This is a genomic window from Paenibacillus sp. FSL F4-0236 (assembly GCF_038000135.1).
GTDB lineage: Bacteria > Bacillota > Bacilli > Paenibacillales > Paenibacillaceae > Paenibacillus_AQ.
In genome coordinates this window covers 5,747,471-5,762,711 of record NZ_JBBOBK010000001.1, presented here as the reverse complement: position 1 = coordinate 5,762,711, position 15,241 = coordinate 5,747,471, and the positions used below count along the sequence as shown (strand labels likewise).

The window sequence follows — 15,241 nt, the reverse complement described above, 5'->3', positions numbered from 1 at the left end:
AAGGCATTTACTTTGGCGCTTTAGAGTGGCATAGGCTTGGCAGCAGACAAACATAGCGCGTACTTTTCTTTTTTAACGGTTTAGGAAGTATATATCTGTGGGGATATTTAGAGAGGATGAGAGAGATGGGGAAAGCAACCGGATTTTTGGAATTTGAACGGCAGACGCCTTCGGAGTGTGAGGCGCTTGAGCGGATTAAGAATTGGGATGAATTCTCGATTCCTATGGATGAAGAGAATCTGCGCGAGCAAGGCGCGCGTTGTATGGACTGTGGTACGCCATTTTGTCATGTAGGACGTCTGTTGTCTGGTATGGCTTCCGGCTGCCCTCTACACAACTTGATTCCTGAATGGAATGATATGGTTTATCGTGGGAACTGGGAGGTTGCACTGAAACGTCTGCATAAGACCAATAACTTCCCTGAATTTACTGGACGTGTGTGTCCAGCACCTTGTGAAGGTTCTTGTACAGTAGGGATGAACGGCAAGCCCGTAACGATAAAGTCGATTGAAAAGTCGATTGTAGATAGAGGTTTTGAAGAAGGTTGGATTGTTCCTGAGCCACCGCTTACTCGCACAGGTAAAAAGGTAGCTGTAGTGGGCTCGGGTCCAGCAGGTCTTGCCTGTGCAGCTCAGCTTAACAAGGCAGGGCATTCGGTGACCGTGTATGAACGGGCAGATCGGATTGGTGGTTTGTTGATGTATGGTATTCCGAACATGAAGCTGGATAAGAAGACGGTTCAGCGCCGAGTAGACCTGCTGACGGCTGAAGGCATTACATTCGTAACTCGTACAGAGATTGGGAGAGATATCTCGGCGTCACAACTCAAGGCGGAGCACGATGCTGTTGTCTTGTGTGGCGGGTCTACGCAGGCACGGGAGCTTCCTATAGAGGGTCGTGAGCTGCGGGGCATTCATCAGGCGATGGAATTTCTGACACTGAATACTAAGAGCTTACTGGACTCAGAGCTTGCTGATGGTGAATACTTGTCTGCGGCAGATAAGGATGTAGTTGTAATCGGTGGCGGGGATACTGGCACAGACTGTGTAGCTACGTCGATCCGCCACAGCTGTCGTAGTGTGATCCAGCTTGAGATTATGCCACAAGCTCCACTGACCCGTCAGCCTAGCAATCCGTGGCCAGAATGGCCAAAGGTTCTTAAGGTGGACTATGGCCAAAAAGAAGCGGCTTCACTGTATAAGGAAGATCCACGTCGTTATCTCGTTTCGACGAAACGTTTTGTTGGTGATGATGGTGGACATGTGCAGGAGCTGCATACCGTGCGCATTGAGTGGACTCGCAATGAACAGGGACGGATAGTTCCGGTTGAAGTACCAGGCAGTGAAGAAGTTCTAAAGGCACAGCTGGTACTACTCGCATTAGGATTCACAGGGCCCGAAGAGATTGTGCTAGGTGAGCTTGGGGTGGCACGTGATGAGCGCGGAAATGCCAAGGCGGAGTTCGGAGCACAAGCGACCAATGTAGAGGCGGTATTTACAGCAGGTGATATGCGCCGCGGACAAAGCCTTGTAGTTTGGGCCATTGATGAGGGGCGTCAGACAGCCCGCGAAGTGGACCGATTCTTGATGGGATCATCGAATTTGCCGTAAGAATAGAGGCATATAGGGCAGGGCGTTCCTTTTGGAGGAACGTCCGCTTTTGCGTTGTTTGCCTATTCAAGGTTAAAATTGAAACCTAAGCACAAGATCTATTTAAGTCGAAAAGGAGAATACATGATGAAGCTAATGTTTATTTCCGATATTCACGGTTCTTTATTCTGGTTAGAACGGGCTTTGGAAAAGGTAGAGGAAGAACAGCCAGACAGTCTTGTAATCGTAGGAGACTTTTTATATCACGGTCCCAGAAATCCACTGCCGAAGGGTTATGACCCGCAGGGAGTTGCTAATAAACTGAATGAATATAACAAAAAGAAGCCTATAACGGCAGTACGTGGTAACTGCGATGCTGAGGTAGACCAGATGCTGCTGCAGTTTCCGATGATGGGCGATTATGTGATGCTCCTACATGAAGGCAGACGAATCTATGTTACACACGGTCATGGCTTTAGTATTGAGAATTTACCGGCACTATCTGAGAAGGATATCTTTATTCAGGGGCATACCCATCTTCCGGTTGCGGATGTAAAAGAGGGCGTATACGTGCTGAATCCCGGTTCGATATCGCTGCCTAAAGAGAATAATCCGAATTCCTATGGTATCCTTGAGGGTGGAGAATTCATCGTTAAGGATTTTGAGGGCGATGTGGTAAAAAGGATTACACTATAAGCTCAGTCAGATTACATGTGACCCGAATTCCTTCCAACATTATTAGTGTTCTAGGGAATTGAGCACTAGAACATATTATTGTATGATGAGGTAGGAGTTTTAGGGCAGGGCTGGCTCCAAATATAATAGTAAAGGTAGTTAACACATGAATCCTAAAGATTTGAACTATACAATGCCACCGGAATGGGGCAAGCATGAACGTACTTTTATCTCCTGGCCGGTGCAGGAATCTATGTGTTTTCCGGACAACCACGAGTCGGTATGCCAAGGTTATGCTGACATTATTACAGCTATTGCCGAGTTTGAACCGATTACGGTCATCGTTAACCCGGAGGACGTGGAAAAGGTAGAACGTCTGGTCAGCGGACCGAATGTAACGCTGCTGCCTATAAAGCATAGCGATGCTTGGCTGCGTGATAACGGGCCTACCTTTGTTGTTAATAAAGACGGCGTTCTAGCAGGCGTGAACTGGAAGTTTAATGCCTGGGGCGGTAAATATTCACCTTGGGATCTGGATGATGAGGTAGCTCCACAGATTCTCGAACACACACAAGTGACACGCTTTGATGCGCCGCTTGTGATGGAAGGCGGCTCGATCCATACGGATGGAGAAGGCACCTTGATTACTACAGAAGAATGTCTGCTCAATACGAACCGCAACCCGGATTTGAAGCGCGAGAATATTGAAGAGTACGTGCGCAATTATACAGGTACAGAAACTATTATCTGGCTTAAGCGTGGTCTAAGTGGTGATGAAACCGATGGTCATGTGGATAATATCGCTTGCTTCGCTGCTCCAGGTAAAGTCATTATTCAGGTCTGTGAGGATCCGCAGGACGAGAATTTTGAGATTACACAGGAGAATCTTCGTATTTTGGAGAATGCCAAAGATGCCAAAGGGCGTAAGCTGGAGATCATCAAGATTCAGCAACCACCACGGGTGGATCATGACGGCAGCCGTCTGACGCTCAGTTATTTGAACTTCTATTTCGTAAATGGTGGAATTATTTTACCTGTGTTTGGCGGTACAGCGGTGGAAACAGATAAACTTGCCGAGGAAGTACTGGCTGGTTTGTTCCCGGAACGTAAGATTCGTACAGTTAACGGTATGGCGGTCATCACCGAGGGCGGGAACGTTCACTGCACTACGCAACAAATGCCTGCTCAGCAATAATTGAAGGAAACTAAACGTCCAAAGGGACATTTATATATAAGGAGGACAGATTCTTGAGAAATGTAAAAGTAGCTGCGACGCAAATGAGCTGTTCCAGCAATATTGATGAGAATATCAGCAAAGCTGAAACATTGGTCAGAGAAGCGGCGGCACAGGGAGCACAAATTATTTTGCTGCAGGAGCTGTTCGAGACTCCGTATTTCTGTCAGAAAGAGAAGGCTGATTATTACGCATATGCAACAGAGCTTGAGCATAACAAAGCGATTAATCATTTCACAGCAATAGCCAAGGAACTGCAAGTGGTGCTGCCAATCAGTTTTTATGAGAAAAAGAACTACGCACGTTACAACTCACTAGCTGTAATCGATGCCGATGGAACGATACTGGGCAAATACCGCAAGAGCCATATTCCAGATGGCCCAGGGTATGAAGAGAAATTCTACTTCAATCCGGGAGATACTGGCTTTAAAGTATGGAACACTCGCTATGCCAAGATTGGTGTAGGGATTTGCTGGGATCAGTGGTACCCGGAAGCGGCTAGAGTGATGAGCCTGATGGGAGCAGAAATTCTGTTCTATCCAACCGCTATCGGATCAGAACCACAGGATGGATCGATCGACTCTAAGGATCATTGGCAGACTTGTATGCTTGGGCATGCAGCGGCTAACCTTATTCCAGTCGTTGCCTCCAACCGTATCGGTGAAGAAATTGATGAAGATTCTAGCATTAATTTCTACGGCTCTTCGTTCATTGCGGGACCGCAAGGCAATAAAATTGTTGAAGCAGGCCGGGACGAGCAAGCTGTAATAGTGAGCGAATTTGATCTGGATGCTTTGGAAGTCGGACGGATCGAGTGGGGCGTCTTCCGTGATCGCCGGCCGGATCTGTACAAAATGATTGGTTCTTATGATGGGGACATCATTCTTTAAAAGAATTCACAGTTAAATGTGCTAAAGGCATTGCTAGAGAGGATAGAATCTCTGGCAGTGCCTTTTTTGGTGTTTCAACGAGAAATACGGGGGTTCTTTGAACAGAGGAGCAATTGTTCGGAATTCCTGTGCAAGATCGGACACAATCTTTTCTATCAAAAGTGCTGTAAAAGTCTGGAAAAGTAGAATATTGATATTTTATCAGGTATATTAGAAGAGTAAACCGTGATTCAGGGATCTACTATGAAAATTCTGTCGGATACGTGGAGAGGAGGCTCTGGGATATCTTTTGTTATCATAATCTTGCAGTGATAGAAGGAGAAAACGATGAGCACATTTAAAAACTGGTTGAACACAACCAAAAACGGACTAACAGAACAAGTAAAGAAATTCAAAAATAAAGATTTCATGAATGCGGTAGTTGCGGGCTGCGCCTTGGTTGCTGCTGCCGACGGTAAAATAGAAGAAGCTGAAAAGAATAAAATGGCTGGTTACATGAATATGAGTAATGAGCTTAAGGTGTTTGACATGAGAGATGTCATTACCCAGTTCAACTTTTATGTAAGTAACTTTGAGTTCTCACCAGAAATCGGTAAGCAGGAAGCACTGAAAGCAATCGGTAAGTTTACCGGTAAACCAGATGTGGGACGTGTAATTGTGGGTGTGTGCTCAGCTATTGGATCAGCTGATGGTGATTTTGATGACAATGAAAAAGCAGTTGTGCGGCATATTTGCGGTGTCTTGGGATTAAACCCTGGTGAATTCAGTTTATAAATGATGTAATACCATATACATGAGTTCGGATGAAACGTATTTAGTTCTTTAGCGTATCACTCATATAACATCCAAAAGCTAGACTAATAGATGGTGATTCTTTTTAGAGAATGGAGGTACGTAAAGTTGGCTGGAATTAATCTGGTAAAAGGTCAGAAGATTGATCTCACAAAAGGTAATGCAGGCTTATCTAACGTAATTGTGGGTTTAGGTTGGGATCCGGCTGAGCCAGCTCGAGGATTCTTCGGTGTAAAGAAACAGGCCAACGTGGACTGTGACGCTTCAGCACTGATGCTGAACGAGAATGGTAAGCTAGTTAAGAAGGGTAACCTGGTGTGCTTCCATAACAAGCAAAGTCCTTGTAACTCTGTCATTCACTCCGGAGACAATCTCACGGGTGATGGTGACGGAGACGATGAGCAAATCATGGTTAACCTGAATGCCATTCCTTCCGATGTACACAAGGTTCTGGTAGTTGTGAATATTTATGATGCCACGAACCGTAAACAGGATTTCGGATTGATTAAGTCAGCTTATATCCGTGTGATAAACGCTCTAGGCAACAATGAGCTAATTCGTTTCAACCTATCTGATAATTACAATGGCTATACGGCGCTTATTTGTGGGGAGCTTTACCGTCAAGGTGGAGAGTGGAAGTTCGCCGCAATTGGTGAGGGTAGTCACGCGGCACATATCAATCAACTGGCAGAACGCTACGTATAATCCAAATAAAAGAAAAGAGGAATGTTATCATGGCAATTAATCTATCCAAAGGTCAAAAGATCGATTTAACAAAAACAAATCCAGGTCTATCCAAAATCACAGTAGGTCTTGGTTGGGACACTAATAAATATGACGGCGGTAAAGATTTCGACTTGGACGTTTCCGTATTCTTGACTAATGCGAACAGCAAAGTTGAAAAAGAAACCAACTTCATTTACTTCAATAATAAACAGAACGAGAACGCTTCTGTTGTTCATACAGGTGATAACCGTACGGGTGACGGCGATGGTGATGATGAGCAGATTCAAGTGGATCTTCTGAGTATCCCAGCGGATGTAGAAAAGGTAGCTTTTACTATTACAATTTATGAAGCTGAAACAAGAAGCCAAAACTTCGGTCAAGTTTCTCGTTCTTATGTACGTATCGTAAATGATTTGAACAATGAAGAACTAATCCGTTTTGATTTGGGTGAAGACTTCTCTATTGAAACTGGCGTTGTTGTCGGTGAATTGTACCGTCATGGTGCAGAGTGGAAGTTCAATGCAATCGGTAGCGGCTACAAAGACGGCTTGAGCGGTTTGACTCGCGATTACGGCTTGCAATAAATCTTGTAGTATAAATCTTGTAGTACACAGTGAATTGAATCCACTCACGAAAGAAGGTTATGTCAGTGACGATCAGTCTTTCCAAAGGACAGCGGATTGATCTTACCAAGACTAATCCAGGTCTGACAAAGGTAGTAGTTGGATTGGGCTGGGACACTAATAAGTATAGTGGAGGTCAAGATTTTGACCTCGACGCTTCAGCGTTTCTGCTTCATGAAGACGGCAAAGCTAAAGGTGCAGATGATTTTGTATTCTATAACAACCCAAATGGTGGCGCAGGCTCTGTAGTCTACACGGGAGATAACCGTACGGGAGAAGGCGACGGAGATGACGAGCAAATTATCGTTGATTTCAGCAAAGTCCCTGCCCATATTCAGCGTATCGGTATAACCGTAACGATTTATGATTACGAAACTCGTGCACAGAACTTTGGACAAGTCTCCAATGCTTTCGTACGTGTGGTTGATGCTTCCACAGATCGCGAAGTACTCCGTTTCGACCTGGGTGAAGATTTCTCAACAGAGACGGCAGTTGTATTCTGCGAATTCTACCGCAATGGTGCGGATTGGAAATTCCAGGCAATCGGTAGTGGTTTTGGCGGCGGCCTTAGCGCATTGTGTAAAAATTATGGGCTGGACGCGCAATAGCATCTTCCGGGCGGGGTCATCACCGATCCTGCCCTTTTTTTAATTCTTTATGGATTGCCTCACAAAGGAAATGGAATGGGTCTCGAAGTATAAACTCCACTTTGTGGGGTTATTTGAAAATACAAGAAAGCAAAAGTTTCACACGATACTATATGAATTATATTTCTCGCTTAAACGCTTGCCGTCCTTATAAGGACACCGAAGGCGTTATGATTGCTCCATTTATAAAGGTGGTGTAAGAATGGGTATTACAGTTGTCAAAGGACAAAAGGTTGATTTAACTAAAGGGAATCCTGGACTTGATTCTCTTATCGTAGAGATTGGCTGGCAATCGCCATCTTCACTTGAGATTGATACTTCTGCTTTTCTGCTTGGAGCGCAAGGTAAAGTAAGCAAAGATGAGGATTTGATATTTTATAATAATCCGTCTACACCTTATATCAGATATAAGGAAATGCCTACATCAAACAGCCTCAAGCAATTTGACGTGGAACTAAACAAAGTTCATTCTGATGTGATGAAACTCGCGTTTACACTTACCATTTATGATGGCGAGAAGCGGGGTCAAAGCTTTAGGCAGGTAAATCAGGCCTATTTTCGGATTCTGAATCAAGTAACAGGTGCGGAGCTTCTCCGATGTGATCTTGAAAATCATTTCTCCGTGGAAACGGCTGTTGTGGTAGGAGAATTATATAGATATAACGGTGAATGGAAATTCAGCGCCATAGCCGCGGGTTTTGCTGGTGGTCTACAGGAACTGTGTAGGAACTTTGGGATAGAAGCGAACGATGAACCGGCACCGACACCAATACCAGTGCCTAAGCCTGCTGCTCCGCCGCAGCCAGAGCTTAAACGTCAATCAGCGCCGGTAGCGGAGCCTAAGATTCAGATTCCACCTCCTCCTGCAGCTGCGCCTTCACCTGTAACACCCCCTCCGGTCAATCTCAACCTGAAGAAGATCGAACTGAAGAAAAAAGGTGATTCGATCAACCTGAAGAAATCAGCTGGTGGTTTGGGCGAATTGCTAATTAACCTCAACTGGAATCAGAAGCAGGGTGGAGGGCTATTTAATCGTAAAAATGGTGTGGATTTAGATCTTGCTTGTCTATATGAGTTGAAGAATGGCAGTAAGGGAGTAGTTCAGGCGCTGGGCAATGCTTTTGGCTCATTGAACCAACCTCCTTATGTCTTGCTTGATGGAGATGACCGGACAGGCTCTGTAACAACCGGTGAGAATCTGCGGATTAATGGCAGCAAAATTGCTGATATTGAACGGATTCTAATTTTTTCTTTTATTTATAAGGGTGTTACCAATTGGTCAGAAGCTGACGGTGTTGTCACGATTACCCAGAGTGATGGCCCCGATATTATTGTCAATTTGGACGAGCATAACAACCGCAAAGGCATGTGTGCCATCGCGTTATTTCGGAATGTGAATAACGAGACATTCAGTGTTGAACGGCTGGTCCAATATTACAGTGGTCATCGGGAGATTGATGAGGCATATGGTTGGGGACTGCGCTGGGTTGCTGGCAGTAAATAGACGATTTTTTCGGAGGCGCAAGTGTAATGGATTGGTTCGCTGATTTTTTCAGGAATATTAGTGAGAACTACGGTCATTTTTTCTCATGGAGCGATGTGGTAGGTACGCTCTCAGACCCGGTTAGCTGGGGCATTATTGGTAGCTTAGTGCTACTAGAAGGGCTGCTCTCTGCAGATAATGCGCTTGTTCTCGCCGTCATGGTTAAGCATTTACCTAAAGAACAACAGAAGAAGGCGCTCTTTTACGGTATTATAGGAGCTTATGTATTCAGATTTTTGGCTATCGGTCTAGGGACATTTCTTATTAAATTCATGTTGGTTAAGGTTCTTGGTGCAGCCTATCTCTTTTATATCGCTTATGGCGGGTTATTTAAGGGCGGTGGCGATGAGAAGATCGAGAATAAGGGGTTCTCTTTTTGGAAGACGGTTCTCCTTGTTGAATTAATGGATATTGCTTTTAGTATTGATAGTGTTATTGCTGCATTTGGTGTTAGTAACCAGGTTTGGGTGCTCTTTATGGGCGGAATCATAGGCGTTCTGATGATGCGGGGAGTAGCGCAATTATTCTTGAAGCTTATTGATAAAATTCCGGAACTCGAGCGTGCCGCTTTTGCGCTTATTGCCATTATTGCTGGTAAAATGCTCGCGGGCGCTTTTGGGTACGAAATGCCACATGTATTATTCTTTTCAATCATTATTCTTGTATTCGGTGGTACGATCCTTTACAGCGTACTGCGTAAGAAAAAAGAAGCCCATAGAAATGCTTGATTTCAAAGCTAGTTGAACACTGCTGCTTTCAGGTAATCGTATATGTTTATAGCGTAGGCCTTCACTTATATATGAGAGAACCGGATAGGGTATAGCTGGTTCTGCCACTCTCTATAGGAGAGGCCTGCGCTTGTTTTGCTTGGCTTCGCAAAACTATAAGGGGGAACCATCTTGAGATACTTCGATTACCTGACGAAAGAACAAGAAATAGCCTTATTTTATAATCCGCCGATTTCATTTAACCATAATACTACGAGTAAAGATTTGCTGGCTCATGCTGTTGGAGCTGCCCTTTATATGCCAGCAACTCGTGCTAGTGTTCCCGAAGACATTTTGAAGCTTAAAAGTGCAGGACTTGTAACCGTTATTATTGATCTGGAGGATGCGATCGGGGATAACGAGGTTGACCATGCAGAGGAGTCTCTCATTCAGCATCTTATTTTTCTCGCCGCATATGAGGAGAACGAGCCAAGCGGGAGTGATAGTCTTCCGCTCCTCTTCATCCGAGTTCGTAACCCGGAGCAGCTACGGCAGCTGATTTTTCAGTTAGGGTCTTTGGTTACGATGTTAACAGGGTTTGTTTTCCCTAAGTTTTCGGTCGACAACGGAATCCAATATTTCGAGGCGATAGCCGATTACAATAGAACGCGCAGTTACTCAGACCCAGTGCTTTATGGCATGCCAATTCTGGAAAGTGCGCCTATTATTTACCGGGAGAGCCGGGTAGATAGTCTTTTATCTATTCGTAATTTGCTAGGCAATTACCGCGAATATGTGTTGAACGTTAGAATTGGAGCAACAGACTTCTCAAGTTTATTCGGACTGCGCCGTAGTCCTGATATTAGCATTTATGATCTTACCCCTATTCGAGACTGCATATCGGATATTATTAATATTTTTGGCAGAGTGGAAGAAGGGTATGTAATTTCCGGACCAGTCTGGGAATATTTTGCGAATAAAGGGCATCGGGTGCTCAGACCACAGCTACGGCAGACTCCATTTGAGGACACCTATGGTAAAAACGGCCGCGACATGCGAAATAGTTACATTTCTAGCAGCATGGATGGGCTTATTCGTGAAGTGATTTTAGATAAAGAAAATGGGATCTTGGGCAAGACGATTATACATCCCTCACACCTCAGACCTGTTCAGGCCATGTACACGGTAATGCACGAGGAATATGTTGACGCCTGCAGTATCGTAGAGAGTAACGATGGTAGCCTAGGAGTCTTCAAGAGTCAATATTCTAATAAGATGAATGAGATTAAGCCGCATTTGAACTGGGCAAAGCGGATTTTACTACGATCACAAATATACGGGGTGTTACATGAACAACAGCATTTTGTCGGATTATTACCCGAAAACGAATTTACACACGTATAACATAGTCGAGAACCTGCAGGTTACGGTTACCGAAACATCTAATCCCTTTCATTTGCCTGTGGATACTTTATTCTCCATGGCAGCCCGGATTAATAAGAAACGCTCCTTTTTGTTCGTCAGCAAGGTACTTGGTAAACATATCCCTGTTAATCCGTACACCTCTCTGCTAAGTGGTGCTGCATTAGCGCTGCTGTTATATCAGGAGATGAACGGTAATTCTGCGGATAATGATAGGATGGAAGATTTATTAGATAAAGCTGTACACGGACTGATGCACCCTGAGTCTGCCAAAGAAGCCTATGAGCATTTATTAGCTGCAAGATTAGTTCTTCCTAGGCCTGTTGTCTTTATTGGTTTTGCTGAGACTGCAACTGCGCTGGGTCACAGTGTGTACAACATGTTTGCCGATGCAGCATCATATATTCATACTACCCGTGAACATATCATCGATTTGGAGTCCATTGTTAGCTTTGAAGAAGAGCATTCACATGCGGTTGACCATCTATGTTACGCCTTGAATACTAAGCTATTATCAGGGACTGAGCCGATTATTTTGGTGGATGATGAGATTACAACAGGGAATACAGCAATTAATACGATCCGTGATATTCAGTCCAAATTCCCTCGGGAGGAATACGTAGTCGTTTCTATTTTGGATTGGAGGAGCGGTAACAATCTTCATACCTATAGCGAATTAGAACAGGAACTGGGGATTCGGATTAAGTCCTTGTGTTTGCTTCAAGGAAGTATTGAAGTAAAAGGCACGCCTTTGCTAAATGCTAGGAATGACAAAGATTTGTTATCGTCTTCAGTGGAATCCGAAGTAGTGACCACTTATGTAGTGGACGGTTTAGAACGTCTGCAGGCAACATCCGTAGATTCATATGGTGACACCAACTCGTCTCCTTATGTGAAATACAGTGGACGTTTCGGACTGGAGTCGCTGAATAATGATGATCTTGATGTAGGAGTAACCCGGATAGCCGCACAGCTAAGAGAACTACGAGGGGGAGATTCTAAGACTCTAGTGATGGGTGTAGGGGAATTTATGTACCTTCCTATGCGGATAGCGGCTGAGATGGGGGAAGGCATTTCATATCAGTCCTCTACTCGCAGTCCAATCCACCCTGAACGTCGACCAGATTACGGAGTGCATAGTGCTGCCGCATATCCTTCAGCTAGCGATCCGGAAATTACAAACTTTATTTATAATGTGGATTCTGATCAGTATGATGATATATTCGTGCTGATTGAGCGTGATGTACCGCATGAACGAATGAAACCCATGCTTGATATACTGAAGACACTTGCCCGCCATAAAGTGCATCTTATTGTACTGACTCCTGAAGGAAGAAGTGGAGGCCTCCAGTATGAAGGGAACATGTAATCATAAAGTCATGGACAAAAAAATAGCAGAACCGGTTCCGCTAGGTAGCTATCCACCGTCAGATGTTACGTTTCTGCTCAAGGATCTTAGTGACGTTTCGCTGGAGCTGGCGACAGAGGAAAGGGAGGAAGCTATTCAATCCGGTGTCCATTATTCTGAGATGTTGCCCGTTGAATATCAGCCTACCGAGCAGTATATCGACTTGTTTCATGAGACGCTGCAGCAATCAGCTAAGAAGGTTGCTTTAGCTGTTGCCATTGTTTCTGAGATGATTGTCTCAAGAAGAGGACTAAGTACGGTGCTTGTCTCTTTAGCTAGAGCAGGAACACCCATTGGTATACTGATTAAGCGTTATATAGCTGAGAGATACAAGGTAGATTTGCCGCATTATAGTATTTCTATTATTCGAGGAAAAGGGATAGATGAGAATGCGATACTCTACATTCTGCAGAAGCATGGACTTGATGCTGATTTGCAGTTTGTGGATGGGTGGACAGGAAAAGGGGCTATCCGTGGGGTGCTGATTGATTCTTGCAACACCCTCTATGAGAAGTATGGTATTCGTTTAAATGATGATCTTGCCGTATTGGCTGACCCGGGAAACTGCGCAGGCATGTTTGGGACTAGAGAAGACTATCTCATTCCTAGCGCCTGCTTAAACTCTACCGTTTCAGGGCTGATGAGCCGAACGGTGTTACACGCTGATCTCATTGGTCCTGAGGAATTTCATGGTTCAAAGTTTTATAAGGAGTGGCTGGATGCGGACGAGTCCAATGTATTTATTGATACGATTTGCCCGTATTTTCCTTCTATAGTAGCAGAAGCGAAGAATATTGCTGGACAGATGCTGGAGCATCCGCCAGAAATCACTTGGCAGGGTCTTCGTGATATTCAGAGTATTCAGGAGACTTTCGGTATAGATAACATTAATCTGATAAAGCCGGGAGTCGGCGAAACAACCCGCGTATTACTGCGCAGAGTACCTTGGAAAATTCTTGTCGATACTATGGATAATCCGAATCTAAAGCATATTCTTCTCTTAGCGAAGGACCGGGGCGTTCCTGTTGAGATCTTTCCTGGGATGACGTACTCCTGCTGCGGAATAATTAAACCGCTGAAGGGGGAGACAGAATGATATATGCTAGTGATCTAGATCGTACTTTGATCTATTCTTTAGGTGCCATAGGTGTGCCGGAGAATACTCCAGGTTTAATTCCGGCGGAAATAATAGAGGGAAAGACGAGATCCTATATTTCGCAGCAAGCATTAAATCAGCTGATGGATCTGAACACGCGGATTATTTTCATCCCGGTTACTACGCGTACGATACAACAATATAAGCGTATTAATCTGTTTCAAGAGACGGTCATACCTGACTATGCGGTTACAAGCAATGGGGGAAATATCCTAATCGGTGGAGTTGTCGATAAGGAATGGAGAGAATCAATCGGTAGATTGGTAACTCGTCACTCTGCTGGGGCTGAAGAGGTTAGATCATATATCAAAGCGGTTGTACGTGAGGATTGGATCATTAGTGAGAATTATTGTGATGATCTATTCTATTCCTTCATGGTTTATCGGGATCAGTTGCCTTTAGATGAAATCACTAATTTATCAGATCGGCTCTATAATCTCGGCTGGAGAGTTTCTTTACAAGGCCGCAAGCTGTACGCTGTGCCGGCTGCCGTGAACAAAAGCGATGCTATACTCCATTTGCGGCGCACCGTTCGCTCTGAACCAATGGTGGCCTCCGGGGACTCACTGCTAGATAAGAGTCTGCTTGAGAGTGCAGACTATGCTATTGCCCCTTGCCATGGTGAAATATTTGCAGAGCAACAGAGTGGTCTTGTAAAATCAAGATATCCATTTACGAAAGAATCAGGTGTATTTGCTGGAGATGAGATTTTGCAGTATGTAAATATGATCTATAATAATCTAACTGCATTGGGAGTGGGGCCACTATGAAAAAGGTAAATATTTATTTCAATCGTTGGTTTTCCGTGGCTTACCATTATATGAATCTCCTCCGCAATAACGAGGATGGTATACCGGTTCAAATCTTTGCAACACATCCTGATATCCGCCATATGTCGCTACAAGGTGCTGACTTTGCTGAAACCGAGCCGGCGCTGAAGGGAATAGAATATGTTCAGTTTTGCGTTGATTTCTGTCGGCGTAATGAGATCGATGTTTTTATTCCACGGTTGCATATGCTTGATATTGCTCTCCATGCGGCAATGTTTGATGCGATTGGTACAAAGGTTCTGGTCTGTAGAGATCTTGATTTGCTGGAGTCCATTATGGACAAAGGTAAATTTTACGAGAATGTTAGTGAGCAGGGCATTATGAGTATCCCAGATTATCATGTGGTTAGTACAGCGGAGCAGTTTAAAGAGGCTTACGAGGACCTTGTTGCCAAGGGACATCGTGTTTGCTTTAAGCCTACTGAAACAGAAGGCGGGTTAGGCTTCCGTATTATCGACAATACCCGCGATCCTCTTCAAGAGCTTTTTGGGTATGTAACTCCATTGATTACGTTTGATGATGCCTATCGCATTCTTGCAAGCAAAGAGACCTTCCCTGATTTGATGGTGATGGAATTACTGGAGGGTTACGAGTATAGTATAGATTGTCTGGCAGATGAGAACGGTAAGCTGTTAGTAGCTGTGCCACGTCGAAAAGTGGGCGGTCGTCTGCGATTGATGGAGCATATCCCTGAACTGGAGGAGATTGCAGCTAGAGTTGCAGAAGTTTATAAGATCCCCTTCAATTTCAATATTCAAATGAAATACAATGGAGATATTCCAAAGCTGTTGGAAATTAACCCACGAATGTCCGGTGGACTGCATATGTCATGTCTGTCAGGGATTAACTTTCCTTATTTAGCCGTCAAAAGCGCACTCGGTGGCGAGGTTCAGCCTATGAATTTTGAAGGTGATGTATTGGCTAGCCATCTGGAGCAACCGATGATTATGAAAATAAACGGCCAATCTGTCATTCCGGATGCCGTGAATTGAGCGTTCA

Annotated in this window: 15 protein-coding genes; all 15 read left to right on the top strand. The window is 44.4% G+C overall.

The window, feature by feature from the left end; genetic code table 11:
* Nucleotides 1-125: 125 nt before the first annotated feature.
* The 15 genes from NSQ29_RS25715 to NSQ29_RS25645 all read left to right on the top strand — a co-directional run bounded on the left by NSQ29_RS25715 (nucleotide 126) and on the right by NSQ29_RS25645 (nucleotide 15,234).
* On the top strand, nucleotides 126-1,610 hold the full coding sequence (locus NSQ29_RS25715; RefSeq protein WP_341126413.1) for a glutamate synthase subunit beta: 1,485 nt from the start codon (nucleotides 126-128) through the stop codon (nucleotides 1,608-1,610).
* 126 nt (nucleotides 1,611-1,736) lie between these two features.
* A complete protein-coding gene (gene yfcE, locus NSQ29_RS25710) occupies nucleotides 1,737-2,285 on the top strand; it encodes a phosphodiesterase (RefSeq protein ID WP_042184252.1) in 549 nt (182 codons plus the stop codon).
* A 145-nt stretch (nucleotides 2,286-2,430) separates the two neighbouring features.
* A complete protein-coding gene (locus NSQ29_RS25705; RefSeq protein WP_341126412.1) occupies nucleotides 2,431-3,459 on the top strand; it encodes an agmatine deiminase family protein in 1,029 nt (342 codons plus the stop codon).
* Between the two features lie 53 nt (nucleotides 3,460-3,512).
* Nucleotides 3,513-4,388 (top strand): N-carbamoylputrescine amidase, encoded by an 876-nt coding sequence (aguB, locus tag NSQ29_RS25700; RefSeq protein ID WP_076285125.1) that lies wholly within the window; start codon nucleotides 3,513-3,515, stop codon nucleotides 4,386-4,388.
* 327 nt (nucleotides 4,389-4,715) lie between these two features.
* Nucleotides 4,716-5,162, top strand: a complete 447-nt coding sequence (locus NSQ29_RS25695) for a tellurite resistance TerB family protein (RefSeq protein WP_042184258.1) — start codon at nucleotides 4,716-4,718, stop codon at nucleotides 5,160-5,162.
* Between the two features lie 126 nt (nucleotides 5,163-5,288).
* Nucleotides 5,289-5,885 carry a TerD family protein gene (locus NSQ29_RS25690; protein ID WP_341126411.1) on the top strand — a complete coding sequence of 199 codons (597 nt, stop codon included), beginning with the start codon at nucleotides 5,289-5,291 and terminating at the stop codon, nucleotides 5,883-5,885.
* Nucleotides 5,886-5,914: 29 nt separating this feature from the next.
* Nucleotides 5,915-6,490, top strand: coding sequence for a TerD family protein (locus tag NSQ29_RS25685; protein WP_042184261.1), 576 nt, complete (start codon nucleotides 5,915-5,917; stop codon nucleotides 6,488-6,490).
* Between the two features lie 65 nt (nucleotides 6,491-6,555).
* On the top strand, nucleotides 6,556-7,137 hold the full coding sequence (locus NSQ29_RS25680; RefSeq protein WP_341126813.1) for a TerD family protein: 582 nt from the start codon (nucleotides 6,556-6,558) through the stop codon (nucleotides 7,135-7,137).
* 241 nt (nucleotides 7,138-7,378) lie between these two features.
* Nucleotides 7,379-8,680: a TerD family protein gene (locus NSQ29_RS25675; protein ID WP_341126410.1), complete on the top strand. Its 1,302-nt coding sequence runs from the start codon at nucleotides 7,379-7,381 to the stop codon at nucleotides 8,678-8,680.
* Between the two features lie 26 nt (nucleotides 8,681-8,706).
* A complete protein-coding gene (locus NSQ29_RS25670; protein WP_042123539.1) occupies nucleotides 8,707-9,447 on the top strand; it encodes a TerC family protein in 741 nt (246 codons plus the stop codon).
* 171 nt (nucleotides 9,448-9,618) lie between these two features.
* Nucleotides 9,619-10,830 (top strand): HpcH/HpaI aldolase/citrate lyase family protein, encoded by a 1,212-nt coding sequence (locus tag NSQ29_RS25665; RefSeq protein ID WP_339244420.1) that lies wholly within the window; start codon nucleotides 9,619-9,621, stop codon nucleotides 10,828-10,830.
* Nucleotides 10,775-12,217: a phosphoribosyltransferase family protein gene (locus NSQ29_RS25660; RefSeq protein WP_445739177.1), complete on the top strand. Its 1,443-nt coding sequence runs from the start codon at nucleotides 10,775-10,777 to the stop codon at nucleotides 12,215-12,217. The genes NSQ29_RS25665 and NSQ29_RS25660 overlap by 56 nt, the downstream gene beginning before the upstream one ends.
* The gene (locus tag NSQ29_RS25655; protein ID WP_341126409.1) at nucleotides 12,201-13,352 is read left to right on the top strand and encodes a cysteine protease StiP family protein; all 1,152 of its coding nucleotides are present in this window, start codon (nucleotides 12,201-12,203) and stop codon (nucleotides 13,350-13,352) included. The genes NSQ29_RS25660 and NSQ29_RS25655 overlap by 17 nt, the downstream gene beginning before the upstream one ends.
* Nucleotides 13,349-14,182 carry an HAD family hydrolase gene (locus NSQ29_RS25650; RefSeq protein WP_341126408.1) on the top strand — a complete coding sequence of 278 codons (834 nt, stop codon included), beginning with the start codon at nucleotides 13,349-13,351 and terminating at the stop codon, nucleotides 14,180-14,182. The genes NSQ29_RS25655 and NSQ29_RS25650 overlap by 4 nt, the downstream gene beginning before the upstream one ends.
* Nucleotides 14,179-15,234: an ATP-grasp domain-containing protein gene (locus NSQ29_RS25645; protein WP_341126407.1), complete on the top strand. Its 1,056-nt coding sequence runs from the start codon at nucleotides 14,179-14,181 to the stop codon at nucleotides 15,232-15,234. Before NSQ29_RS25650 ends, NSQ29_RS25645 begins: the two co-directional genes overlap by 4 nt.
* The last annotated feature ends 7 nt before the right edge of the window (nucleotides 15,235-15,241 follow it).